The sequence below is a fragment of the Micromonospora sp. NPDC047730 genome (assembly GCF_043204765.1).
Lineage (GTDB): Bacteria > Actinomycetota > Actinomycetes > Mycobacteriales > Micromonosporaceae > Micromonospora.
The window spans coordinates 121,618-145,961 of record NZ_JBIDCU010000003.1 but is presented as its reverse complement, the minus strand read 5'-3'; the positions used below and the strand labels follow the sequence as shown (position 1 = coordinate 145,961).

Genomic DNA, 24,344 nt, shown 5'->3' with positions numbered 1-24,344 from the left:
AACGGCAGGCCTAGGCTTGGCGGCAGAGTGACCCACAACGCGGTGGGTCGAGGGGAGTGGCACCGATGGACCGGCGTCCGGCGATCAAACCGGGACCCGACCTCCGGCAGGATGACACCAGCCGGGACGACAGCTTCGATTCGGCAACCGACGGGGACGGCTTCGACCGGCCCGACACAGGGGTGACCGGGATGACCGGTACGAGTATCGACACCATCTACGACCTGGGCCTGCCCGCTGACGCGCTGGCCGACGACGTGGAGGACAACGAGCTCGACGAGCCGGTACCCAACGCGGAGCGCCTGGTGGCCCAGGCCGTGGCGCTCGCCGGCGACGACCACGACGTGGCGACCCTGGTCAGCCGCTTCTGGCGGTTCGCGCCGGACGAGGAGCTGATCGGCTTCACCGCCGAGGAGATGCTCGACGCGGCGCGCGCGCACCGGGACCTGGCCCAGCAGCGGGTGCCGGGCGAGTTGAAGCTCCGCATCCACGAGCCCGACGCCGACCAGCACCACACGGTCATCGAGATCGTGACCGACGACATGCCCTTCCTGGTCGACTCGGTGACCGCCCTGCTCAACGCGCGCCACCTGGACGTGCACCTGCTGGTGCACCCGCTGGTGGTGGTGCGGCGCGAGCCGCTGGGCCGGCTGATCGAGGTCTCCGCCGACGTCGAGCCCGACGACGCGATCGCCGGCGACCTGGTCGAGAGCTGGATGCACGTCGAGATCGACCCGGTCCGGGACGCCGCCGAACGGGAGAAGCTGCGCCGCGAGCTCCAGCGCGTGCTGACCGACGTGCGGGAGGCGGTCGAGGACTGGCCGAAGATGCGCCAGCGGGCGCTCGCCCTCGCCGACGAGCTGGCCACCGCACGCACGTCGGACAACCGGCCGCCGGTGCCGGAGAAGGACATCACCGACTCGGTGGAGTTGCTCCGCTGGCTCGCCCACGACCATTTCACGTTCCTCGGCTACCGGGAGTACCGCCTGGCCGACGCCGGCGACGGGGGGCAGGCGCTGGAGGCCGTGCTCGGCACCGGGCTGGGCATCCTGCGCCAGGACTCCCCGGAGGCCCGGCCGCTGTCGTCGATGACGCCGGAGGCGCACGACAAGGTCACCGAGAAGCGCCTGCTGATCATCACCAAGGCGAACTCGCGGGCGACCGTGCACCGCTCCGCCTACCTCGACTACATCGGCTTCAAGATCTTCAACGAGGCCGGCGAGGTGGTCGGCGAGCGGCGCTTCCTGGGCCTGTTCTCCACGGCCGCGTACCGCACCAGCGTGCGCGAGCTGCCGGTGGTCCGCCGCAAGGTGGCCGAGGTGCTGGACCGCTCCGGCCTGAGCCAGCGCAGCCACTCCGGCAAGGACCTGCTGCAGATCCTGGAGACCTACCCGCGCGACGAGCTGTTCCAGATCAAGACCGACGACCTCTACCACGCGGTGATCGGCGTGCTGCGGATGGCCGGTCGCCGGCAGCTGCGGGTGTTCCTGCGCCGGGACGCGTACGGGCGGTTCATCTCCTGCCTGATCTACCTGCCCCGGGACCGGTTCACGACGCAGAACCGGCTGCGCATGCAGGACATCCTGCTCCGCGAGCTGCACGGCGTCGGGGTCGACTACACGACCCGGGTCACCGAGTCGATGCTCGCCCGGGTGCACTTCACCGTCCGGACCGACCCGACCAAGCCCCCGAGCGACATCGACGCCGACCTGCTCGCCGAGGAGCTGGCCGACGCCACCCGGCTGTGGGACGACGACTACCGGCTGGTGTTGGAGCGCAAGCTCGGCGACGAGCAGGCCAAGCACCTGTTCAGCCGGTACGCCGACGCCTTCCCGGAGGGCTACAAGGACGGCCACACGCCGTACGAGGCGATGAAGGACCTGGCCAAGCTGGAGCTGCTGGAGGAGCCCGGCCAGCTGGAGATGCACCTGTTCCGCAAGCAGGCCGCGCCGCGGGCCGGCGGGCGGGGCCCGGACGTCGACGAGGCGATGGACGTCCGCTTCAAGGTCTACCGGTACGGCGAGCCGATGATGCTCTCCGCCGTGCTGCCGGTGCTGCACTCCCTCGGCGTCCGGGTGGTCGACGAGCACCCGTACGAGGTGGACCGGATCGACGGCCGCGTCTACCTCTACGACTTCGGGCTGCGGCTGCCGGAGGGGCACCAGGAGCTGGCCGAGGTGCGCCCGCACGTGGAGAACGCCTTCGCGGCGGCGTGGCGGGGCGAGGCCGAGGTCGACGGCTTCAACGAGCTGGTGCTGCGTAGCGGCCTCACCTGGCGGCAGGTGGTGGTGCTGCGGGCGTACGCGAAGTACCTGCGCCAGACCGGCGCGGTCTTCTCGCAGGAGTACATGGAGTCGACCTTCATCGCGTACCCGAGGATCGTCGCGCTGCTGGTGGAGCTCTTCGAGGTCCGGTTCGCGCCGGGCGCGACGGGTCACGAGGAGCGGGAGCGGCGCAGCGAGAAGCTGGTCGCGGAGATCCGGGGCGCGCTGGACGACGTCGTCAGCCTCGACCAGGACCGGATCCTGCGGGCCTACCTGACGCTGATCCAGGCCACCCTGCGGACGAGCTTCTACCAGAAGCGCGAGGACGGGCGGCCGAAGTCGTACGTGGCGTTCAAGCTGGACCCGCAGGCGATCCCGGACCTGCCGGCGCCCCGGCCGAAGTTCGAGGTCTTCGTGTACTCGCCGCGCTTCGAGGGCGTGCACCTGCGGTTCGGGCCGGTGGCCCGGGGCGGGCTGCGCTGGTCCGACCGCCGGGAGGACTTCCGCACCGAGGTGCTCGGCCTGGTCAAGGCGCAGATGGTGAAGAACGCCGTGATCGTGCCGGTCGGCGCGAAGGGCGGCTTCGTGCTCAAGCAGAAGCCGGGGGACCGCGACGAGGCGGTCGTCTGCTACAAGGAGTTCATCTCGGCGCTGCTGGACGTCGCGGACAACATCGTCAGCGGCGAGATCGTGCCGCCGGAGGACGTGGTCCGGCACGACGGCGACGACCCGTACATGGTGGTCGCGGCGGACAAGGGCACGGCGACGTTCTCGGACATCGCCAACGAGATCTCCACGGCGCACAACTTCTGGCTCGGCGACGCGTTCGCCTCCGGCGGCTCCGCCGGGTACGACCACAAGAAGATGGGCATCACCGCCCGGGGCGCCTGGGAGTCGGTGAAGCGGCACTTCCGCGAGATGGGCCACGACACCCAGACCCAGGACTTCACCGTCGTGGGCGTGGGCGACATGTCCGGCGACGTGTTCGGCAACGGGATGCTGTTGTCGGAGCACATCCGGCTGGTGGCCGCGTTCGACCACCGGCACATCTTCCTCGACCCGGATCCGAACGCCGCCACCTCGTACGCCGAGCGGAAGCGGTTGTTCGAGCTGCCCCGCTCGTCGTGGGAGGACTACAACCGGGAGCTGATCTCGGCCGGCGGCGGCGTGTACCCGCGTACCGCCAAGTCGGTGCCGATCTCGCCGCAGGTCCGCGAGCGGCTCGGCCTGGACGCCGAGGTGGAGCAGCTCTCGCCGCAGGAGCTGATGAAGGCGATCCTGACCGCGCCGGTCGACCTGTTCTGGAACGGCGGCATCGGCACGTACGTGAAGGCCTCCAGCCAGACCAACGCGGAGGTGGGCGACAAGTCCAACGACGCGATCCGGGTGGACGGCCGGAACCTGCGCTGCCGGGTGGCCGGCGAGGGCGGCAACCTGGGCTGGACCCAGCTCGGCCGAATCGAGTACGCCCAGACCGGCGGCCGGATCTACACGGACTTCATCGACAACGCGGCCGGGGTGGACTGCTCCGACCACGAGGTGAACATCAAGATCCTGCTGAACACGGCGGTCGCCGACGGCGCGCTGACCCTCCCCGAGCGGGACGAGCTGCTCGCCGACATGACCGACGAGGTCGCCGAGCTGGTGCTGCGGGACAACTACGACCAGGCCCGGGCGATCAACAACGCGCAGGCGCAGGCCGCCTCGCTGCTGCCGGTGCACCGGCGGATGATCACCGAGCTGGAGCGTTCCGGGGCGCTGGACCGGTCCCTGGAGGCGCTGCCGCCGGACGACGAGCTGGCGGTGCGGACCGAGTCCGGGCTGACCGCGCCGGAGTTCGCGGTGCTGCTGGCGTACGTCAAGATCGTCCTGGAGACCGAGATCCTCGCCGAGGGGCTCGCGGACGAGGAGTGGACGACCGACGTCCTGGTCAACTACTTCCCGACGCCGATGCGCGAGCGGTTCGCCGACCGGATGGGCCAGCACCGGCTGCGCCGGGACATCGTGACCACCGTCCTGGTCAACGAGGCGATCAACCGGGGTGGCATCACGTTCGTCTTCCGGGTGGTCGAGGAGACGGCCGCCTCGGCGGCGGACGTGATCCGGGCGTACGTGGTGGTCCGCGAGGTGTTCGGGCTGCGCGAGCTGTGGGACGCCGTGGAGGCCCTGGACAACAAGGTCGACCCGGAGCTGCAGACGAGCGTCTACCTGGACACCCGGCGGCTGCTGGACCGGGCGGTGCGGTGGCTGGTGACCAACCGCCGCTCGCCGATCGACGTGCCGGCGGAGATCGCCCGGTTGCGCGACGGCGTGGCCCGGCTCCTGCCCGACCTCGAGGAGCGCTTCTACGGCAGCGAGCGGGAGTCGCTGGCGGCCCACATCGACTCGCTGACCGAGCGAGGGCTGCCGCGCGACCTGGCCGAGCAGACGACCCGGCTGATGTACAGCTTCGGCCTGCTCGACGTGGTGGAGACGGCGGCGAGCAGCGGGCGCGACGTCGGCGAGGTGGCCTCGGTCTACTTCGTGCTCTCCGACCGCTTCCGGGTCGACTCGCTGCTGTCGAAGATCTCCCTGCTGCCGCGGGAGGACCGCTGGCAGACGCTCGCCCGGATGGCGCTGCGTTACGACCTGTACGCCGCGCTGGCCGCGCTGACCGCCGAGGTGCTCGACTCCACCCCCGGCACCCTGCCGCCGCAGGAGCGGGTGCAGGAATGGGAGCAGTCGAACGCCACGTCGATCCACCGGGCCGAGCGGGCGATGGGGGAGTTCGACGAGTCCCGGGCGGACCTCGCCGCCCTGTCGGTGCTGCTGCGCCAGATCCGCACCCTGGTGCGGACCTCCGCCGCCGCCTGACGCCGGACACGCCACGCGGTCCGGCCGGTCGGTTCCCCGACCGGCCGGACCGCGTCGTCGTCTTCCAGGGTGTGCCCCGTTTCGCTGCCGTGCCGCGGGACCGGCCGGCCACGACGTGGCGGATGCCGCCGCCACCGCCCGGCCGGGACCGTGCGCCCGCCGGCCGCGGGGCCCTGGATCAGGCGGTCATGGAGGCGAAGACGACCACGTTGTCCGGGTAGCTGCGCGCCGCCTCGTCGAAGACGCCGCCGCAGGTGACCACCCGCAGGCCGGGCCGGTCGTTGGGGCCGTAGACCTGCTCCGTCGGGAACTCGGTCTTCGGGTACGCCTTCACCGACTCGACCGTGAACGTGACCCGTTGCCCGTCCTCGCGGGTGACGATGATCGTGTCACCGGGTTGCAGGGCGCCGAGGGAGAAGAAGACCGCCGGCCCGATCTTCGCCGAGTCGACGTGCCCGACGATGACCGCGTTGCCGACCTCCCCCGGGCTGGGCCCCGGCTCGTACCAGCCGGCGCGCTGCGCCTGCTCCAGCGGGGGCACCTGGACGGTGCCGTCCGGGTTGGTGCCGAGCGACATGATCGAGGCGTCGACCCCGATCCGGGGGATGCTGATCGTGGTGGGGGCGGAACGGGTCAGCCCCGTGGCGGCCCCGGCGACGTCCGGGTCCGCGCCGTCGCGCCCCGGCCCGGAGGTGGCCGGTCCGGCCTGCGCCAGGGGCTGCGGCGGGCGGGGGGCGGGGGCGGTCATGACCGACGCGCCGATCATGCCGGTGCCCACCATGGCGAGCAGGACGATGGCGGCCGCGCCGGCGGCGCGCCACGGTTTCCCGTGACGGCCGCCGGCCCGTCTCGCCGTCATGTCAGACCAGCGACTCATCGGTCCGACGCCGACGCATCAGCACCAGGCCGCCCAGGGTGGCCGCGCCGAGCAGGCTGGCCCCACCGGCGGCCAGGCCCCGGTCGGTCCCGGCGCCGGCACCGCCGTCGCCGCCGTCGACCCCGCCGCGCGGCAGGACGACGAGTTCACCCTCGCCGCACGAGCCCTTGAGCTCGTAGCGGCCCGGCTTGGCGTCCTCGGAGACCTCGGCCTCGCCGTAGTAGACGAAGTCACGCTTGTGCTCCCAGCGGTCCTTGTCGTCCTTCCGGGACTCCTCGTCGGACCAGTCCTTCTTCTCGTGGTCCTTCTTCCAGTCGCCCTCGTCCGAGCCGTATCCCTCGTGGTCCTTGCGGTCCTCCTCGCGGCCGCTGTCGCCACGGTCCGAGCCCCAGCTGTCCTCGCCGTACTTGTCGTGGTCCTTGCGGTCCTCGCCCTCGCGGCCGCTGTCGCCCCGCTCGTCCGAGCCGTACTTGTCGTGGTCCTTGCGGTCCTCGCCCTTGCGGTCCTCGCCCTTGCGGTCCTCGCCCTCGCGGCCACCCTCGGCGTCCTGGCCGTGCTCGTAGCCCTTCCAGTCGCCCTCGTCGGCGGCGCCGCCGCCCTGGCCGTAGCTGTTCGACGGCTGCGGCTTGGCGGTCTCGTCCTTGCCTTCGTGGTCCTTGCCCTTGTCGTGCTCCTTGCCCTTGTCGTGCTCCTTGCCTTCGTGCTCCTTGCCCTTGTCGTGCTCCTTGCCCTTGTCGTGCTCCTTGCCCTTGTCGTGCTCCTTGCCCTTGTCGTGCTCCTTGCCCTCGTGGTCCTTGCCCTTGTCGTGGTCGCCGGAACCCTCCTCCCCGCGCCAGTCGTCGCGGTCCTCGGCCGGCTTGAGCTTGACCTTGCCCGTGACCTTGGACCACACGTAGGCGTGCTCCTGGCGCTCCGAGCAGACCTCGAGCAGCTTGACCGTTTCGCCCGCCTTGACGACGTGGGGCTTGGCGTAGACCTTGCCCTCGTCGTGGTGGCCGTCCGCGAACGCGATACCCGGCGTGAACACGAGCAGGGAGGCACCACCGAGGGCAGCGCCCGCAACGACCTTCCCGAGCATCTTGTTTGCCATGACCTGCGTCACTCCATCCCTGTTGTCCTCGGCTCGGTGGCAACCGAGCTACGAACGACGTTAGACCGTTTCATGAGTTATGCAGGGAAAGATTCGTGTTTTAACCTATGTTGGGCATGCGGACGACAGGCGTGGTATGCCCGGTTTCGAGTGCTATGCGGCTTTCTCGCCCCGGGGCGGCAACCGGGTGTCGAACAAGCGGACCGCCGTGTGGCTCGACCGGATCGCCGCCATCAACGGGACCGCGGACAGCAGCTCCAACGGCGCGACGGGCGTCCGGGACCACAGGGCGACGCGAAGTGCACCGGCCCGCGAATCGTCGACATCATCGAGATCGACCCGCCGCCGAATCTGGTGACCGGCACCTCCGGCCATCCCGGCGGCACCGCCATGAGCGACACGGTCAAGGCCAACGGCGCCTACGTCAAACGGCATCGGGTACGCCCTGGCGAAGCTGGCTGCGATCGGCAACGCCCACAACCACATCGACGCCGCCCAGCACGGCTGGATCGGCTGGGACAGCAACATCGGCCCGACCGCCGACATGCCGAAGAGCGCCGCGGTCGCCTGTGGCAGCACCGTGGGCAAGGTGCGGCTTCATCGGCCAACCACTCGGCCCTGCGGGAGCCGTACGTCGGGTCGCCGACACGGTGAACGGCCGGACCGTGCGCTAGTCAGGGCATCGACTGGAGTCAGGGCATCGACGAGCTGTCGTTCGCCCAGGCGTTACGAGCTGGTCCAGGTGGGCTTGGACGCCGACATCGGCATGCTGGCCTGGTGCAACGAGTCCGGGCCCTGCCGGACTCCCCGATCTCGGGGGACTGGTTCCCCGCGCAGTTCACGCGGCTCCTGCGGGACGCGTACCGCCGCTCTCCTGACACCGGCGCCCACCCGCCGCTGGCAGTGGGTGAGGCGCTCCGGCGGGGTTCCCCGGCCCGACCGCTCGATGGTCGAGCCGGGGGCATCACGTACGGAGGTCAGGGGACCGTCCTCTCGATCGCCGCCCGGCCCAGCTCGGCCAGGTCCCGGCGGGCCCGCTCGATGTTCTCCGGCGTCAGGTCCTGGCCCCGGGCCGCCACCAGGTCCTCCGGCTCCCAGGGCTGCTCCGCGCCGGTGCGGATGTTGTCCGGCGCCGCCCCCGTGCCGGTGCCGGTGGCCCCGGTGCCGGCGGCGTACGGGTCACCGATCAGCTGGTCGGTCGGCGCGCCGCCCCGTGGCTGGTCACCGGGCTCCGCGAACGACGGAGTGTCCCGGTCGGCGCCGCCGCCGGTCATCAGCTGGGGGATGCCGGTGTCGTCCTCGACCGCCGCGGCCACCTCGGGGCTCTCCTCCAGCGGTCGGTCACGGTCACGATCCGTCATGTGGCTGCCCTCCTGCCGGCAGGTGGTTCCTGATCCTCCCGGCGTACCCCGCGTGGCGACGCCCATGCCCGGATGCGGGCCGGGCGGTTCAGCGCGTCTCGTCGGGGGTCTCCGGCCCGCTCGGCCGGGTTGCGCCACTGCCGCAGCAGCACCGACACGCCGAACACAGGCATGCCGAGGCCGGCCGAGAGGTTGATCCGGACACCCTGCGCCTTCTGGGCACGCGATCGGCGCGGGGCGGCCGGCACGGGCGCACCGCCGGGGCGCCCCCGGGCCGGTCCGACCGGGGGCGCCCGTGGGAGCGGTCAGCGGCCGAGCACGCGGTCGAGGAAGTCGCGGTAGTGGCGGACCGCCATCCGCAACTGCTCGGTGTCGGCCGAGCCGGCGTCCTGCCAGCCGCCCAGCTTGTTCTTCTGCGCGGACAGCGCCGAGGCGAGCGCCTGGATCGCCTCGTCGACCAGCGACTGCGCCTCCCCGGCCGCCGCGCGGGGGTCGTCCACGAACCGCAGCTGGACGTCCCGCCAGCGGTCCCGGAAACCCTGCGCCGCCGTGGGGTCGAAGAGCGTGGCCGGCTCGGCGGCGACGGTCGATCCCGCCGGCCGGGACGTCCCGGCCGACTCCAGCGAGCCGGCGGCGGCACCCGTGCGCCCGGCCGACGCGTGCTCGGCGTCGGGGTCGACCATGGCGGGGGTGGCGCTGCCGTACCCGGGCCCGCCGGCCGCGGCGGTCTCCGCGTCGCCCGTCCAGCCGGACAGGTCGGTCCGGCGCTCGGGGCCACCGTCGGCGGCGTCCGGCGGCAGCACGGTCGTGCCGCCCCGTGACCCGCCGCGCTCGTCGGGTCGGCCCTCGCCACGCTCATCGGCACCGCGGAACTCGGCGGTCGGGTCGGCCCGGCGCCCCTCCCGGGCGCCGTCCACGGCCCCGTCGCCCGGCCGCGCGGTCGACTCCGTACGCGGGTCGACCTCGTCCTCGGGGCGGGGGCTGGCCAGGGCGGACGCGGCCACCGCGTCGCCGACGGTGGTGGCGCCGAAGGCCGTCGGCAGCGGACCCGGCTCGTGGAACTCCGGCCGACCGCCGTCGGCGTCCCGGCCGCCGGAGCGCGCCGCGCCGGCGCCCCGGTCGCGGGACCGTGTCGCGTCGGCGTCCCGATCGCCGGACCGCTCGTCGTCGGCCGTCCCGCGGCGCGGAGCGCGCTCGCCGGCGACGGCCGGGTCGTCGAACGTGCCCCGGTCGTCGAGGGCGTCCTCGGGCACCTCGGCGCGGCCGGCCTGGTCGCCGGGTGGCGGCACCGGCACCGGTGTGGAGCGGACGGCCTCGGGGTGCTCGTTGCCCACCCGCTGCTCTTCCTGTCGCATCGCGGTCTCCTCAGCGGCTCGTGACGTCGTGCTGGCTGTCCGGACTGCGCTGCTCGGGCGGCCGGTGCCCGACCGGCTCCTGGCCGAGCAGGTCGGCGAAGAGGGCGCGGTAGTGGACGACGGCCTGGCGGAGCTCCTCGGTGCTGGCCTCGCCGCGCGAGTTGCGCAGGTGGATCTCGTGGGCGTCGCGGTAGTGGCCCAGCGTGCGGGCGTGTTCCACCGAGAGGTGGGCGATCTGGTCGGAGAAGTCGCCGGTCGGGTAGCCCCGTTCGGCGATGAGCCGGGTGACCAGTTCGTCCGCGTCGCCCACGGTCTCGGCCGGGGAGTCCACGAAGCGGACCTGGATCTCCTCCCAGGCGGCGGCGTACCGGGCGCGGGACTCGGGGGCGAGGGGGGTGAGCGTGAGCCCGGCGTGGCGGCGCTCCCGCTCGCGCAGCTCCCGCTCGGCTGCGGTACGGCTGTCCCGTTCGGCGACGGCGCGGTCGTACTCGGGACCGAACCGCGACCGCAGCGCCCGACGGCGGGCGTACGACCGGGCGGCCACGGCCAGCGCCGCGACCACCAGCACGACGAGAACTATGACGATTACCTGCGTGGGCGACATGGCTCCTCCTTCGGTCAGTGGTATTCCCTCCGCTCCGTGATCGCCAATCCCGTTCCGCGGCACTTTCCTGACGAACCCGACCGGGCGGCATTCCCCGTGCCGGCATGACGAGTCGCACAGCGTGATCGCCCCCAAAAACTTGACTCATTCCAGAAAAGGGGCTTGGGTGGGGTGATGCCGGTCGAGACCGACGTCGAACGCCTCCGGGCCGCCGGGCTGCGGGTCACGCAGCCCCGGGGGCGACCACACCGATCAGGAGGAGTGCCATGAGCGACCCGCAGGCCAGCAAGCCGATCCTCACCACCCGTCAGGGTCACCCCGTGCACAACAACCAGCAGCAGCGGACGGTCGGTTCGCGTGGCCCGGCGACGCTGGAGAACTACCACTTCCTCGAGAAGATCAGCCACTTCGACCGGGAGCGCATCCCGGAGCGGGTGGTGCACGCGCGCGGCTTCGTCGCGCACGGCGAGTTCGAGGCGTACGGGACGATCGGCGACCAGCCGGCGTCGACGTACACCCGGGCCAAGCTGTTCCAGACCAGGGGCAAGAAGACCCCGGTCACCATCCGCTTCTCCACCGTCATCGGCGGCCGAGACTCCTCCGAGGCGGCCCGCGACCCGCGCGGCTTCGCGGTGAAGTTCCGCACCGACGACGGCAACTGGGACATGGTGGGCAACAACCTCCAGGTCTTCTTCATCCGCGACGCGATCAAGTTCCCCGACGTGATCCACTCGCTGAAGCCGGACCCGGTGACCTTCCGCCAGGAGCCGAACCGGATCTTCGACTTCATGTCGAACACGCCCGAGTCGATGCACATGCTGACCTGGCTGTTCTCCCCGTACGGCATCCCGAAGAACTACCGGACCATGCGCGGGTCCGGGGTGAACACCTACCGGCTGGTCAACGCCGGGGGCGAGGGCGTGCTGGTCAAGTTCCACTGGCTGTCGCAGCAGGGCGAGCACAACCTCACCCAGGCCGAGGCGGACGCCATCCAGGCCACCGACCTGGGCCACGCGTCCAAGGACTTCTACGAGGCGATCGAGCGCGGCGAGTACCCGAGGTGGGAACTCAACGTCCAGGTCATGAGCGACGACGAGCACACGGAGCTGGACTTCGACCCGCTCGACGACACCAAGATCTGGCCGGAGGAGGACTTCCCCTACCTGCCGGTCGGCATGATGACGCTCAACCGCAACATCACCGACCACCACAACGAGAACGAGCAGATCGCCTTCGGCACCGGCGTGCTGGTCGACGGGATCGACTTCTCCGACGACAAGATGCTGGTCGGGCGCACGTTCTCCTACTCGGACACCCAGCGTTACCGGGTCGGGCCGAACTACCTCCAGCTGCCGGTCAACCGGCCGCGCGAGGACGTGGTCGTCAGCACCAACCAGGGCGGCGGCCAGATGTCGTACGGGGTGGACAACCGGGGCGGCAACCCGCACATCAACTTCGAGCCGTCCTCGGTCGCCGGGCTCCGCGAGGCCGACGAGTCCTACCGGGAGTACCGCCCGTTCGTCTCCGGCCAGGTCATGAAGGCCCCGATCGAGCGGCAGAACAACTACTCCCAGGCGGGCCGCCGCTACCGTGAGATGGCCGACTGGGAGCGCGACGACCTGATCCTCAACCTGACCACCCTGCTGGCACAGTGCGACAAGCACATCCAGGAGAAGATGGTCTGGCACTTCAGCCAGTGCGACGAGGACTACGGCCGTCGGGTCGCCGAGGGTCTCGGCATCTCCGTCGGCGCCTGATCCGCACCACCCACCGAACGCCCCGCCGGCCCCCGGCGGGGCGTTCGTCCGCTGTGGACGTCCGTCCGGTAGGCCCGACGCGACGGACGGTAGTGCATCGGGCGGGATTTACGTATCCTGCCCAAGGCGTCCGCCGGACGGGCCGGCACCGTGAGCCGCGACCGTCCGACCCGGACGCTGCCCGGCCGGCGCCGGCGCCCCCGCAGCCACACCTTCCGGGCGAGGTCTGATTGAAATCCCGCGACTGGCCGATCCGCTCCAAGCTGACCGCGCTGGTCGTCGTCCCGGTGACCGCGCTGCTGGCGCTCTGGATCTTCGCCACGACGCTGACCTTCGGGCCGGCCCTCGACCTGCTCGCCGCCCGGACCCTTCTCTACGACCTCGGCCGCCCCGGCGAGACGGTGGTGGCCGAGCTGCAACGGGAGCGCCGGCTCTCGGTGGTGCACCTGGCCGGCGGGGAGGTCGCGCCCGGGCTCGCCGAGCAGCGCCAGCGGACCGACCGCGCGGTCGCCGAGCTGCGCCGCCGGGTCGGCGGTGAGGAACTGCGCGACGCCGCCGGCGACCACCTCGACACGCGGCTCGACCACCTCGTCACCGCGCTGGACGCGCTGCCCGCCGGGCGGGGGTTCATCGACCGGCGCGAGGTCGACCGGGCCGGCGCGGTCGGGCTCTACAGCGGGATGATCTCCTCGGCCTTCCAGGCGTTCTCGGCCATGGCGAACCTGCCCGACCGGGACCTGAACCGTCAGGCGCTCGCCGTCACCGCGCTCGGCCGCAGCCGGGAGCTGCTCGGCCAGACCGACGCCCTGCTGGCCGGGGCGTTCACCGCCGGCCGGTTCGCCGAGGGCGAGCACACCCAGGTCGTGCAGACCATCGCCAACCAGCGGTTCCTCGCCGAGGCGGCGGTCGCGGACCTGCCCGATGCGGAGCGCGCCGCGTTCCAGCGGCTGACCGAGGGGGAGGTCTTCGGCCGGCTGCGGACGATGCAGGACGCCCTGGTCGACGCCCGGTCGCCGACCCGGCCGGCGGTGGACCCGGCGCAGTGGCAGGCCAGCTACGAGGCCGTGCAGCAGGCGCTGCGGGAGTTCGAGCTGGCCCAGGCCGACGGGCTCGCCGACCGGTCGGTGCCGACGGCCGTCGGCATCCTCGTCCGGCTCGCCGCCGCCGGGGTGCTCGGCCTGGCCGCCGTCGTGGTCTCGGTCCTGGTGGCGCTGCGGGTCGGTCGTTCCCTCGCGCAGCGGCTCACCGGCGTACGCACGGCCGCGCTGGACATGGCCGAACGCCGGCTGCCCGACGTGGTGGCCCGCCTGCGCCGGGGCGAGCAGGTCGACGTCGCCCGGGAGGCGCCCGCGCTGGAGTACGGCGGCGACGAGATCGGCCAGGTGGCGCGGGCCTTCACCGAGGTGCAGCGGACGGCGGTCCGCTCGGCCGTCGACGAGGTCACCCTGCGCCGGGGGCTCAACGAGGTCTTCCTCAACATCGCCCGCCGCAGCCAGGGGCTGGTGCACCGGCAGCTCGCCCTGCTCGACCGGATGGAGCGGCACACCGAGGACCCGGACGAGCTGGCCGAGCTGTTCCGCGTCGACCACCTCGCCACCCGGCTGCGGCGGCACGCGGAGGACCTGGTCATCCTGGCCGGCGCCGCCCCCGGGCGGGGCTGGCGCAACCCGGTCGCGATGGTCGACCTGATCCGGGGCGCCATCTCCGAGGTGGAGTCGTACGACCGCGTCGACATCGCCGCGGTGCAGCCCGGTGGCGCGCTGGGGCGGGCCGTCGGCGACGTGATCCACCTGCTCGCCGAGCTGATCGAGAACGCCGCGGCGTTCTCCCCGCCGCACAGTCGGGTGGAGGTCTCCGGACAGCACGTGGCCAACGGCTACGCCGTCGAGGTCACCGACCGCGGCCTGGGCATGACCGCCGCCGCGCTGGAGGACGCGAACCGGCGGCTGGCCCGGTCCCCCGACTTCGAGCCCGCCGAGACGGCCCGGCTCGGCCACTTCGTCGTGGCCCGGCTCGCCGCCCGGCACGGCGTCCGGGTGCGGCTGCGCCCGTCCGACGGAGGCGGCTTGACCGCCGTCGTGCTCATCCCCGCCGACCTGGTCACCGACGAGCCGCCCCTGCTGCCCGAGGGCGTCGCCCCGCCGGAGCGCCAGTCCGGGGCGACGCCGGAGGAACGGCGGATGGCCCGGGCGAGCCGGCTGAGCACGCTGCCCCGGCCCCGTACCGCCCGAGCCGCCGAACCCGGCGCGACGCCGCCTTCCGCAGCCCCGCCCGCCGCAGCCCCGCCCGCCGCAGCCGCGCCCGCCGCAGCCCCCGCCGCGCCGGACCAGCCCGGTCGCGCCGCCGGCCCGGCCCCGTCCGGCGTCGGGGGCCCGGCCTCCGCCGGCCCGGACCGGCCCGCCTCCGCCACCCGAGGCCCAGCCGTCGCCGGCCGGGTGCCCGGAGGCCCCGGCCCCGCCGAGAGCGCCGGGGAGATCGACGGGCTGCCGCGTCGGGTGCGGCGCCACGGGCCGGCCGTCCGGCAGCGGCGGTCGACGCCGGACGCTCCCGGGGGCGGCCCGGCGGTCGGGCACCCCGCGGCGGCCCGGCACCCGGTCGTCGACGGCCCGACGCCGCGGCCACCGGTGATCGAGAGCCCGGCCCCGCGTACTCCGGAGGAGGCGCGGCGCGCCATGTCCGCCCTGCAGGCGGGCACCGCCCGTGGCCGCGCATCGGCCGGCGGCGCGACGGCCGACGCGGCCGTGGCCGCCGCCCGTGGCCGTGCCGCGGCTGGCGGCGCGACGGCTGACGCGGCCGTGGCCGCCGGCGCCCCGGCGGCCGGTGGCGACACACCGGAGCAGGCCGCAGAGCCGACCCCGACCCCGACCCCGACCTCGATACCGACCCCGACCTCGATACCGACCCCGACCCCGACGCCGGCCGAGCCGCCGGCGGAACCGGACCCCGTGACCGCGACTGAGAGGGACGCCTGATGCTGCATCCGACGAGGCAGAGCGCCGATCTCGACTGGTTGCTCGACGACCTGGTGGAACGGGTGCCGCCCGCCCGCCAGGCGGTGGCGCTGTCGGCCGACGGGCTGCTGCTCGGCTCCTCCACCAACCTGGACCGCGCCGACGCCGAGCACCTGTGCGCGCTGGCGTCCGGCTTCTCGAGCCTGGCCCGGGGCGCGAGCCGGCAGGTGGCCGGCGGGGCGGTCCGGCAGACCGTGGTGGAGATGGAGTCGGCGTACCTCTTCGTCACCGCCGCCGGGCAGGGGGCCTGCCTGGCGGTGGTCAGCGACGCGGACGCGGACATCGGCCTGGTGGCGTACGAGATGGCGATGCTGGTCACCCGGGTGGGGGAGTACCTGAGCGCCCCGGCCCGGTCGGCGGCGGGGGCTGCCGATGCGGGCTGAGTCCCCCGGGCCGCAGCACGAGTGGCTCGACGACGACGCCGGCCCCGTCGTGCGGCCCTACACCCTCACCGGCGGGCGGGTCCGGTCGTCCGCGGACGGCTTCGACCTGGTCGCGTACGTGCTGGCCGAGCCGGCCGCCGACCCGGTCGCCCACCCGGAGCTGCACCCCGAGCACCGGCGCCTGGTGTCGCTGGCCGCCCGGCCGGTGCCCGTCGCCGAGTTGGCGGCCGAGCTGGACCTCGCGGTGGGCGTGGTCCGCGTCCTGCTCGGCGACCTGCTGGCCCGGGGACTGGTCGCGGTGCACCAGCCGACGGCCACCGCCTACCTGCCCGACGACGACATCCTCAAGGCGGTGGTCAGTGGACTCCGTGCGCTGTGACGAGGCTGGTTCCGCTCCCCGGATCCCGCTCGCGCTGAAGATCCTCATCGCCGGGGGCTTCGGCGCCGGCAAGACGACGCTGGTGAGCGCGCTCAGCGAGGTCCGGCCGTTGCAGACCGAGGAGATCCTGACCGGGGCCGGGGTCGACACCGACGACCTCTCCGGCGTCGAGGCGAAGTCGACCACGACGGTGGCGATGGACTTCGGCCGGATCACGATCAACGACGACCTCCAGGTCTACCTGTTCGGCACCCCGGGCCAGGACCGCTTCTGGTTCCTCTGGGACGAGCTGGCCTTCGGGGCGCTCGGCGCGGTGGTGCTCGCCGACACCCGTCGCCTGGCGGACTGCTTCCCGTCGATCGACTACTTCGAGCAGCGGGGCATCCCGTTCGTGGTGGGGGTGAACTGTTTCGACGGCGCCCGACGGTTCAGCCTGGAGACCGTACGCCAGGCGCTGGACCTCGACCCCGACGTGCCGCTGGTGCTCTGCGACGCGCGGGACCGACAGTCCGGCAAGGAGGTGCTGATCGCCCTCGTCGAGCACGTGGCCCGGCAGCGCGGCGAGCCGGTGCCGGCGGCCTGAGCCCGCCGGCGCGGCCGGTCCCGTCGACCGGCCGCGATTCGGCGCGGCTTTCGGGGGCAAGGAGCCGGCACAGGGGGAAGCCTCTGGTTGGATCGACGGAGGAATCGGCGGAGGGTGGAACCGGTGACGGAACAGGGCGAGGTCGTCCACATCGGCGGCTACACGGCACCCGGCGGGGGCCGGGGCACCGGCATCGTCGCGGCGCGGCGGGACCCGGGCTCCGGCGAGCTGTCCCCGCTCGGCACCGTCGCGGTCACCCCGGCGCCCTCCTTCCTCGCCCGGCACCCGCGGCTGCCGGTGCTGTACGCGGTCAACGAGCTGCCCGACGGCGAGGTCAGCGCCTTCCGGGTGGCCGCCGACGGCGACCTAACCCCGCTCGGCACCCGGTCCACCGGGGGCGCGGAGCCCTGCCACCTGGCGGTCGTCCCGGACGGCGGCCACCTCGTCGTGGCCAACTACGGCGGCGGCAGCGTGGCGGTGTTCCCGCTCGGCCCCGACGGGGTGCCCGGCGAGCGCAGTGACCTGGTGCGGCACGAGGGGCACGGGCCGGACCCGGAGCGCCAGGCCGGCGCCCACGCCCACATGGTCAACCCCGACCCGGGCCGGGGCCCGCTGCTCGCGGTCGACCTCGGCACCGACTCGATCTACCGCTACGACCTGGACGCCGCCTCCGGTCGGCTGGTGCCCCGGGCGCCCCGGGTGCGGGCGGCCGCCGGCTCCGGCCCCCGGCACCTGGCCCGGCACCCGGACGGCCGGCGGTGCTGGGTGGCGGGGGAGCTGGACGCCTCGGTGACCGCGTACGAGTTGACCGCCGAGGGTGCGCTGCACCAGCGGGGCCGGGTCGACGCCAGCGACCGGCCCGGGCACGTCCAGCCGTCGGAGATCGCGGTCGGCCCGGACGGCCGCTTCCTCTACGTGGCCAACCGCGGGGTGGGCACGATCGCGGTCTTCGCCCTGGCCGGAGAGCTGCCGGAGCTGGTCGCCGAGGTGGACACGGGCGGGGAGTGGCCGCGGCACTTCGCCCGGGCGGGGGAGCACCTCTACGTGGCCGACGAGCGGGCCGACATGGTCCGGGTCTTCCGGGTGGACTCGGCCACCGGTGTGCCGGCCCCGGTCGGGGAACCGGTGGCGGTGCCCAGCCCCACCTGCGTCCTGCCCTGACCAGGCCAGATCAACGCGGCGAGGCGAGGCGGTCACTCGTCGTCGACAATTTGGTGGTCGAGTGTATATCCTGCGTAACTTTCGTCCGAACGGTTGTGGCAGCCACCGAGGCGGGTACGCAGTATGGTCAGCGTGTCAGCAGGCCGCCATCGCATGCGTTCCAACGTTCACGCAGCTACCGCCGCCGTTGCCGTCGGCGTGCTCGCCGTGACGGCCGGCGGCTGGTTCGGCTACCGGCAGCTTGCGCAACCGGACTGCTCCGGCAGGATCGAGCTGTCCGTCGCCGTCGCCGACGAGCTCGCCCCCGCCGTCGACGCGGCGGCCGCGCGGTGGGTCGAGGACGGGGCCGCGGTCGGCGGGACCTGCATCGCGGTGAAGGTCTCGGCCTCCGACCCGGTCGACGTGGCCGCGACGGTCGCCGCCAAGCACGGTGTCACGCTGGCCGGCGTCGGGCAGGCCAGTGGCACGGCGGTCAGCCCGGACGTCTGGGTGCCCGACTCCTCCACCTGGCTGCTGCGGCTCAAGACCGGCGGCGCCACCGCCTTCGACCCCGGCAACGGCGCGTCCATCGCCCGCAGCCCGGTGGTCGTGGCGATGCCGGTGCCGATCGCCTCGCGGCTGGGCTGGCCGCAGAAGAAGTTCAGCTGGAGCCAGCTCCTCCAGCAGGTCCAGAGCGACAAGCCGCTGCGTACCGGCATCGTCGAGCCGACCCGCGACGCGGCGGGGCTGTCCGGCCTGCTCTCGCTGACCGCCGCCGCCAGCGCCACCGGCGGCCCGGACGCCGAGAAGGACAAGGTCGCCGCGCTGCGGGCGCTGGCCACCGACCGCTCGGCGCTGCGGCCGGACCTGCTCGCCCGGTTCCCCACCGCGTCGGACGCGACGACGGTCGCCAGCAGCCTCGGCGCGGCGGCGTTGTCCGAAGAGGACGTGATCCAGTACAACAGCAAGAAGCCGCCGGTGCCGCTGGCCGCGCTCTACCTGGAGCCGGCGCCCGCGCCGCTGGACTACCCGTACGCGGTGCTGCCCGGCATCGAGCCGGCCAAGGCGTCGGCGGCGCGGGAACTCTACGAGGTGCTCACCACCGCCGACTTCCGCGACAGGCTGGCGGCCCAGGCGCTGCGGGCGCCGGACGGCAACTGGGGCGCGGGCTTCGACGCCCCGCAGGGCGCACCCAGCCCGGCCGGCGGCGCGTCGGCCCCGCCGGCGACCGGCGGCACCGCGGCGACCGGCGGGCCCGATCCGCAGAACATGGACCGGGCGCTCTCCAGCTGGTCGATCGCCACCCAGTCCGGCCGGATGCTCGCTGTCATCGACGTCTCCGGCTCCATGAAGGAGAAGGTGGCCAACGCCGGCAACGCGACGCGGCAGCAGGTCACCGCGGAGGCGGCCCGGCGCGGGCTGAACCTCTTCGACGACTCCTGGTCCATCGGCCTCTGGACGTTCTCCACCGAGTTGGTCGGCTCCCGCGACCACCAGGAGTTGGTCGCCATCGGGCCGCTGTCGCGGCAGCGCGGCAAGCTGGAGCAGGCGCTCGGCTCGATCCGGTCCTCCAACGGCAGCACTGGCCTCTACGACACCATGCTGGCGGCCTACCAGAAGGTGCAGGACAACTGGGAGCCGGGCCGGGTCAACTCGATCGTGCTGTTCACCGACGGCAAGAACGAGGACTCCGACGGCATCACCCAGCAGCAGTTGCTGGCCGAACTCAACAAGATCAAGGACCCGGAGCGGCCGGTGCAGGTCGTGATCATCGGTATCGGCGGCGACGTCAGCAAGGCCGAGCTGAAGTCGATCACCGACGTGACCGGCGGCGGCGCCTTCGTCACCGAGGACCCGACCAAGATCGGCGAAATCTTCCTCCGGGCGGTCGCGCTGCGCAAGGCCCCGGCCTGAGTGACGAAGCAGGGCGCGCAGGGCCCGTCGTACCGTTGGATCCGGTACCGCGGGCCCTTTCCCGCCACCGGGTCCGTCGGGAAAAGTGACGGCAATACGTCGGAAGCAATCGGCCACCCTGTTTGTCGAGGCAGGATGTCGTAGTGCTCCGCGGCCGGCCCGCGACGGGGCCGGTCGACGACCGGGGCCGTCGGCATGCGAAGTGGGGAGGGCCGGTGACCTCGGCGACGCTGTTGACCCCCGCCCGAGCGGCGTCGCCCGACCAGCCGTGGTCCGGGCAGGCGGCCCGCGCCGACGAGCGCGCCTACGTCCGCTCCCTGGTGGTGCTGGACACCACCATCCTGACCATCGCCGTGCTCATCGGGTACGTGGCCCGCTTCGGCGGCGACACCCCGGGCGGATCGAAGGTCCCGTACGTCGTGGTGGCTCCCGGGCTCGTCGTCGCCTGGTTGATCTCGCTCCGGGTGCTGCGCTGCTACGACGACCGGGTCCTCGGGTACGGCGCGGACGAGTACCGCCGGGTCAGCGCCGCCAGCCTGCGCCTCGCCGGTGGCATCGCGATCGTCGGCTACATCGCCGACGTCGGCGTCTCCCGGGGCTTCCTGGGCATCTCGTTCGCGGTCGGCGCCGTCGGTCTGGAGGTGGCCCGGTTCGCCGCGCGCAAGCGGCTGCACCGGGCGCGGTCCCGGGGTGCGGGCTGGTCGCGCAAGGTGCTGGTGGTCGGCGACACCGCGCACGTGCTGGAGCTGGTGCACACCCTGCGCCGCGAGCCGTACGCGGGCTACCAGGTGGTCGGCGCGTGCATCCCCGACGCGCTGCTCGCCCCGGTCGCCCAGCGGCTGGGCGACGTGCCGGTGGTCGGCTCGTTCCGGGGCATCCCCGAGGCCGCCACCGCCATCGGCGCGGACACGGTCGCGGTGACCGCCTCCGGCGAGCTGACCGCCACCCGGCTGCGGCGGCTGGGCTGGCAACTGGAGGGCACCGGCGTCGACCTGGTGGTGGCGCCCGCGCTGACCGACGTCGCCGGCCCGCGCATCCACACCCGGCCGGTCGCCGGCCTGCCGCTGATCCACGTCGAGGCGCCCGAGTTCCGCGGCGCCCGCAAGCTGGTCAAGGGCTTCGTCGACCGGGCGGCCTCCTCACTGGCCCTGACGCTGCTGCTGCCGCTGCTGGCCGTCATCGCGCTGGCGATCAAGCTCGACAGCCGGGGGCCGGTGCTGTTCCGCCAGACCCGCGTCGGGCAGGGCGGCCGGGAGTTCGGCGTCTACAAGTTCCGCACCATGGTGGTGAACGCCGACGCCCTGCTGGCGGAGCTGGCCTCCCGCAACGAGACCGACGGCCTGATGTTCAAGATGCGCGACGACCCGCGGGTGACCCGGATCGGCCGGCTGCTGCGCAAGTGGTCGCTGGACGAGCTGCCGCAACTGGTCAACGTCCTGTTCGGGCAGATGAGCCTGGTCGGCCCCCGCCCGCCGCTGCCCTCCGAGGTGGCCCGCTACGACGGGGACGTGGCCCGCCGGCTGCTGGTCAAGCCCGGTATGACGGGGCTCTGGCAGGTCAGCGGCCGGTCCGACCTCAGCTGGGAGGACGGCATCCGGCTCGACCTCTACTACGTGGAGAACTGGTCGCTCGCGGCCGACCTGACGATCCTCTGGAAGACCTTCGGTGCCGTGGTCAACAGTCGCGGGGCGTACTGACCCGCCCCGGTGGGCGTCAGTCCTGCGGGCCGGTCCAGTCCAGGCACACCACGACCGCGTCGTCGACCAGGTCACCGGCGACGAACGCGCGCAGGTCGCCGATCAGCGAGCGCACCGCGTCCAGCGGCTCCATCGGCCCGGTCCGGCGCAGGAACCGGTCCAGCGCGGTCTCGCCGTACCGGACGTCCTGCCCGGTGGCGTCGACGACGCCGTCGCTGACCACGAAGAGCCGGTCGCCCCGGCACAGCTCGATCCGCTGCTCGTGGTAGTCGGTGGCCTCGAACATGCCGAGCGGGAACTGCGCCTCCAGCGGCAGCTGGTGGACCTCCCCGTCGCGCAGCAGCACGAGGCGGGGCGACCCGGCGTCGACCACGGTCAGCACCCCCGAGCGCAGGTCGAGGTCCATCAGCAGCGCCGCGAGGTGCTGGTCGCCGCGGTGCAGGTCGTAGATCGCCTGGTCGGCGAGGGCCGCCTGGTCGGCGAGGCCGAGCCCGGCCCGGCGGGCGTTGCGCAGCGCGTACGTGGCGAGCGAGGTGAGCATGGCGGCGGCCACCCCCTCGCCCGTGCCGTTGATGGTGGACAGCCAGACGCGCTCCCCGTCGTCGGACCAGTCGAAGCTGTCGCCGCGCACCGCGTACGCCGGTTCGAGCTGCCCCGCGAGGCTGAACGAGGGCCGGATCCGGCTGCGGCCGGGCAACATCTCCCACTGCATCTCGGCGGCGAGGGTGAGCCTCCTGCTGCGCCGTGCGGCCCGGTAGACGTCCGTGCCGGCGCTGACCGCGGCGATCTCGTGGGCCAGCGCGGTGGCGGTCTCCGTCAGTTCGTGGAGCGCCCCCGGGTCGCCGGGGGCCGGCGCCACCCGCAGCACCCCCCGGCGTTCCCCGCGCATCGACACCGGCAGGTACGCGGTGTCGTCGGCGACGATCGGGGTCTGGTGGTCGAAGCAGCGCCAGGCGGGGTGCCCCGGGCCGGTGACCGGCTCCCCGTCGCCGAGCGGCAGCAGCGCCGCCAGCCGGTAGTCGACCTGGAGGAGCTGCACCCGGGTGATCCCGTAGGCCCCGGCCAGGGTGTCGGCGACCCGGTCCAGCAGGAGATCGGCGGGCGCCTCGTTGAGGGCGCGCCGTACCCGGTCGACCGGTTCGCTCATCCTTGGCTCCTTGGTCGCGAGCCCGCACCAGCGGTTTCGGAGTAGTCTCGGGCGCACCATGGCGGAAGTGCACGGTCCCCAGGGGCCCCAGACGAGTATGGCTGCCGAGCTCGACGCGGTGGCCGATGCCCTGCTGACGGTCTGGGAGGCCGCGCGGGAGCGCACGACCAGCCGCGTCTCCGGCGCCCAGCTGCGCGCGATCATGCTGGTCGAGCAGCACGACGGGATCAACCTCCGCCGCCTGGCCACCGGGCTCGACATGCTGCTCTCCTCCGCCAGCCGGCTCTGTGACCGGCTGGTCGCCGCCGGCATGATGGAACGCGAGCCCGGCCGCCTCGACCGGCGGGAGATCTCGCTGCACCTCACCCCGGAGGCCCACCGGCTCCTCGCCGAGCTGCGCGACGACCGGCGGCAGCAGCTCGCGGCGATCCTCGGCGACATGACCCCCGAGGGGCGGCAGGCCCTGCTGCGGGGCATGCGGGAGTTCGACGAGGCGGCGCGTCGCCGCCACGCGTCCGTCCAGTCCGTCGAGCCGGCCGGCCCCTGGTCCGGCGCGGGCGGCCCGGCGGAGCCTCGGGTCGGCCCACCGAAGCAGGAGTGGCCCGGCGACGAGCCGAGGGTGGCCAGGACGGCCTGACCCGCCGGCGGCACGCCCGGGCCGCGCCGGCCGCCCATCGGAGGAGTGGCTCAGGGCTGCCGGGTCAGCCAGCCGGCGGGTCGGGCGAGGATCCGGCGGATCACCGAACCGGCCCCGCCGACGGCCGCCGCCGCGCCGCCGAGCGCCGCGGGGCGGACGGTGACCGGCGACCAGGCCGCGGTGAGCACCCGGCGGGAGACCTCGGCGAGCACCGGCGGGCGGAGCCAGGGCGCCAGCGGGGCGTACCCGCCGCCGAGCACCACGGTGTCCAGGTCCAGCAGGTTGACCACCCCGGCCACGGCGACCCCGAGCGCGGTTCCGGCGTCGGCCAGGGCGTGCAGCGCCGCCGGGTCGCCCGCCCCGGCCAGCTCCGCGAGCCGGGTCGTCGCGGTGTCCGCCGGGAGGTCCGCGCCGGCCAGGCCGGCCGCCGCGAGGATGGCCTCCTGACCGGCGTACGTCTCCAGGCAGCCCCGAGCCCCGCACCGGCACGGCCGGCCGTCGGGGCGGACCGGGACGTGGCCGATCTCGCCGCTCCAGCCGCGGGCGCCCCGGAACAGGGAGCCGTCCAGGACGATCCCGGCGCCGATGCCGACCTCGCCGGAGACGTGCAGGAAGCTGGCCGGGCCGGCCGGTCCGGCGTGCAGCTCACCCAGCGCGGCGAGGTTGGCCTCGTTGTCGACCACCAGCGGTGGCACGCCGCCCACGTCCGCGGTCAGCGGCGGATGCCCGGCGAGGAGGGCGGGAACGGGCACGTCGCGCCAGCCCAGGTTCGGCGCGAGGCGGACCAGCCCGGCGTCGTCGACCAGGCCGGGCACCGCGAGGGCCGCGCCGGCCAGGGTGAGCCCCTCGCGGGCCGCCTCGGCGCGGGCGTGGGCGGCCAGGTCGGCCAGCCGGGCGACGGCCTCGGCCGGGGAGACCGGCCGGAGGTCGGCGCGGAGCACCGTGTGGTGGCGGACCCGGCCGGCGAGGTCGACCACGCAGGCGGCCAGGTAGTCGACGTTGACCTCCAGGCCAAGCCCGGCCGGGCCGTCGGTGGCGAGCACCAGGCCCCGGGACGGCCGCCCCGCGCCGGTCCGCGGCGTCGGCTCCGCCTCGCGCACCAGCCGGCCGGCGAGCAGGTCCTCCACCACGGCCGAGACGGTGGCCCGGGTCAGGCCGGTCCGGGTGGCCAGCTCGGCCCGGGACGGCGGGCGGTCGGCGGCGGCGATCCGGCCGAGCACCACGGCGAGGTTCCACTCGCGCAGGCTGCCCTGCCGGACCGGCCCCGGCGGGGCGTCGGGTCGGGTCACTCC

Annotated in this window: 17 protein-coding genes and 1 pseudogene; 11 read left to right on the top strand and 7 right to left on the bottom strand. The window is 73.7% G+C overall.

Translation table 11 applies throughout. The annotated features are described in order from the left end of the window. The first annotated feature begins 65 nt into the window (after window positions 1-65). Entirely contained in the window at window positions 66-5,117 is a 5,052-nt protein-coding gene (locus tag ACGF5G_RS09985) for an NAD-glutamate dehydrogenase (protein ID WP_393260943.1), read from the top strand. Between the two features lie 178 nt (window positions 5,118-5,295). Here the strand turns inward: ACGF5G_RS09985 and ACGF5G_RS09980 are convergent, their stop codons facing one another. After that, window positions 5,296-5,976 carry a class F sortase gene (locus ACGF5G_RS09980; protein WP_393260940.1) on the bottom strand — a complete coding sequence of 227 codons (681 nt, stop codon included), beginning with the start codon at window positions 5,974-5,976 and terminating at the stop codon, window positions 5,296-5,298. Between the two features lies 1 nt (window position 5,977). Further along, on the bottom strand, window positions 5,978-7,084 hold the full coding sequence (locus ACGF5G_RS09975) for a hypothetical protein (protein WP_393260939.1): 1,107 nt from the start codon (window positions 7,082-7,084) through the stop codon (window positions 5,978-5,980). Window positions 7,085-7,517: 433 nt separating this feature from the next. Between ACGF5G_RS09975 and ACGF5G_RS09970 the strand changes: the two are divergent. Then, window positions 7,518-7,583 (top strand): annotated as a pseudogene (locus ACGF5G_RS09970) (hypothetical protein); the annotation flags it as partial. A gap of 478 nt (window positions 7,584-8,061) precedes the next feature. Here ACGF5G_RS09970 and ACGF5G_RS09965 read toward each other — a convergent pair. From ACGF5G_RS09965 to ACGF5G_RS09955, 3 genes are all read right to left on the bottom strand, one after another. Beyond that, window positions 8,062-8,445: a hypothetical protein gene (locus ACGF5G_RS09965; RefSeq protein WP_393260937.1), complete on the bottom strand. Its 384-nt coding sequence runs from the start codon at window positions 8,443-8,445 to the stop codon at window positions 8,062-8,064. Window positions 8,446-8,750: 305 nt separating this feature from the next. Continuing rightward, the gene (locus ACGF5G_RS09960; protein WP_393260935.1) at window positions 8,751-9,800 is read right to left on the bottom strand and encodes a hypothetical protein; all 1,050 of its coding nucleotides are present in this window, start codon (window positions 9,798-9,800) and stop codon (window positions 8,751-8,753) included. Between the two features lie 10 nt (window positions 9,801-9,810). After that, window positions 9,811-10,404 (bottom strand): hypothetical protein, encoded by a 594-nt coding sequence (locus ACGF5G_RS09955; protein WP_393260932.1) that lies wholly within the window; start codon window positions 10,402-10,404, stop codon window positions 9,811-9,813. A gap of 266 nt (window positions 10,405-10,670) precedes the next feature. Here ACGF5G_RS09955 and ACGF5G_RS09950 point away from each other — a divergent pair, with 266 nt between their 5' ends. From ACGF5G_RS09950 to ACGF5G_RS09915, 8 genes are all read left to right on the top strand, one after another. Further along, window positions 10,671-12,161, top strand: coding sequence for a catalase (locus ACGF5G_RS09950; RefSeq protein WP_393260930.1), 1,491 nt, complete (start codon window positions 10,671-10,673; stop codon window positions 12,159-12,161). A 230-nt stretch (window positions 12,162-12,391) separates the two neighbouring features. Next, entirely contained in the window at window positions 12,392-15,133 is a 2,742-nt protein-coding gene (locus ACGF5G_RS09945) for a nitrate- and nitrite sensing domain-containing protein (RefSeq protein ID WP_393260928.1), read from the top strand. After that, window positions 15,133-15,555, top strand: a complete 423-nt coding sequence (locus ACGF5G_RS09940; RefSeq protein WP_393260927.1) for a roadblock/LC7 domain-containing protein — start codon at window positions 15,133-15,135, stop codon at window positions 15,553-15,555. Before ACGF5G_RS09945 ends, ACGF5G_RS09940 begins: the two co-directional genes overlap by 1 nt. After that, entirely contained in the window at window positions 15,545-15,934 is a 390-nt protein-coding gene (locus ACGF5G_RS09935) for a DUF742 domain-containing protein (RefSeq protein ID WP_393260926.1), read from the top strand. The genes ACGF5G_RS09940 and ACGF5G_RS09935 overlap by 11 nt, the downstream gene beginning before the upstream one ends. Beyond that, a complete protein-coding gene (locus ACGF5G_RS09930) occupies window positions 15,915-16,517 on the top strand; it encodes an ATP/GTP-binding protein (protein ID WP_350708658.1) in 603 nt (200 codons plus the stop codon). Before ACGF5G_RS09935 ends, ACGF5G_RS09930 begins: the two co-directional genes overlap by 20 nt. Window positions 16,518-16,640: 123 nt before the next feature. Further along, entirely contained in the window at window positions 16,641-17,678 is a 1,038-nt protein-coding gene (locus tag ACGF5G_RS09925; protein ID WP_393260924.1) for a lactonase family protein, read from the top strand. A 132-nt stretch (window positions 17,679-17,810) separates the two neighbouring features. Then, window positions 17,811-19,571 carry a substrate-binding domain-containing protein gene (locus tag ACGF5G_RS09920; protein WP_393260921.1) on the top strand — a complete coding sequence of 587 codons (1,761 nt, stop codon included), beginning with the start codon at window positions 17,811-17,813 and terminating at the stop codon, window positions 19,569-19,571. A gap of 215 nt (window positions 19,572-19,786) precedes the next feature. Next, window positions 19,787-21,268: a sugar transferase gene (locus ACGF5G_RS09915; protein WP_393260918.1), complete on the top strand. Its 1,482-nt coding sequence runs from the start codon at window positions 19,787-19,789 to the stop codon at window positions 21,266-21,268. A 16-nt stretch (window positions 21,269-21,284) separates the two neighbouring features. Here ACGF5G_RS09915 and ACGF5G_RS09910 read toward each other — a convergent pair whose 3' ends face one another. Beyond that, window positions 21,285-22,415: a PP2C family protein-serine/threonine phosphatase gene (locus tag ACGF5G_RS09910; RefSeq protein ID WP_393260916.1), complete on the bottom strand. Its 1,131-nt coding sequence runs from the start codon at window positions 22,413-22,415 to the stop codon at window positions 21,285-21,287. A 97-nt stretch (window positions 22,416-22,512) separates the two neighbouring features. Between ACGF5G_RS09910 and ACGF5G_RS09905 the strand changes: the two genes are divergently transcribed. Continuing rightward, window positions 22,513-23,052, top strand: coding sequence for a MarR family winged helix-turn-helix transcriptional regulator (locus tag ACGF5G_RS09905; RefSeq protein ID WP_393260914.1), 540 nt, complete (start codon window positions 22,513-22,515; stop codon window positions 23,050-23,052). 50 nt (window positions 23,053-23,102) lie between these two features. On the opposite strand, the gene ACGF5G_RS09900 is transcribed toward ACGF5G_RS09905, so the two are convergent. After that, window positions 23,103-24,341: an ROK family protein gene (locus ACGF5G_RS09900; RefSeq protein WP_393260911.1), complete on the bottom strand. Its 1,239-nt coding sequence runs from the start codon at window positions 24,339-24,341 to the stop codon at window positions 23,103-23,105. Window positions 24,342-24,344 lie beyond the last annotated feature (3 nt).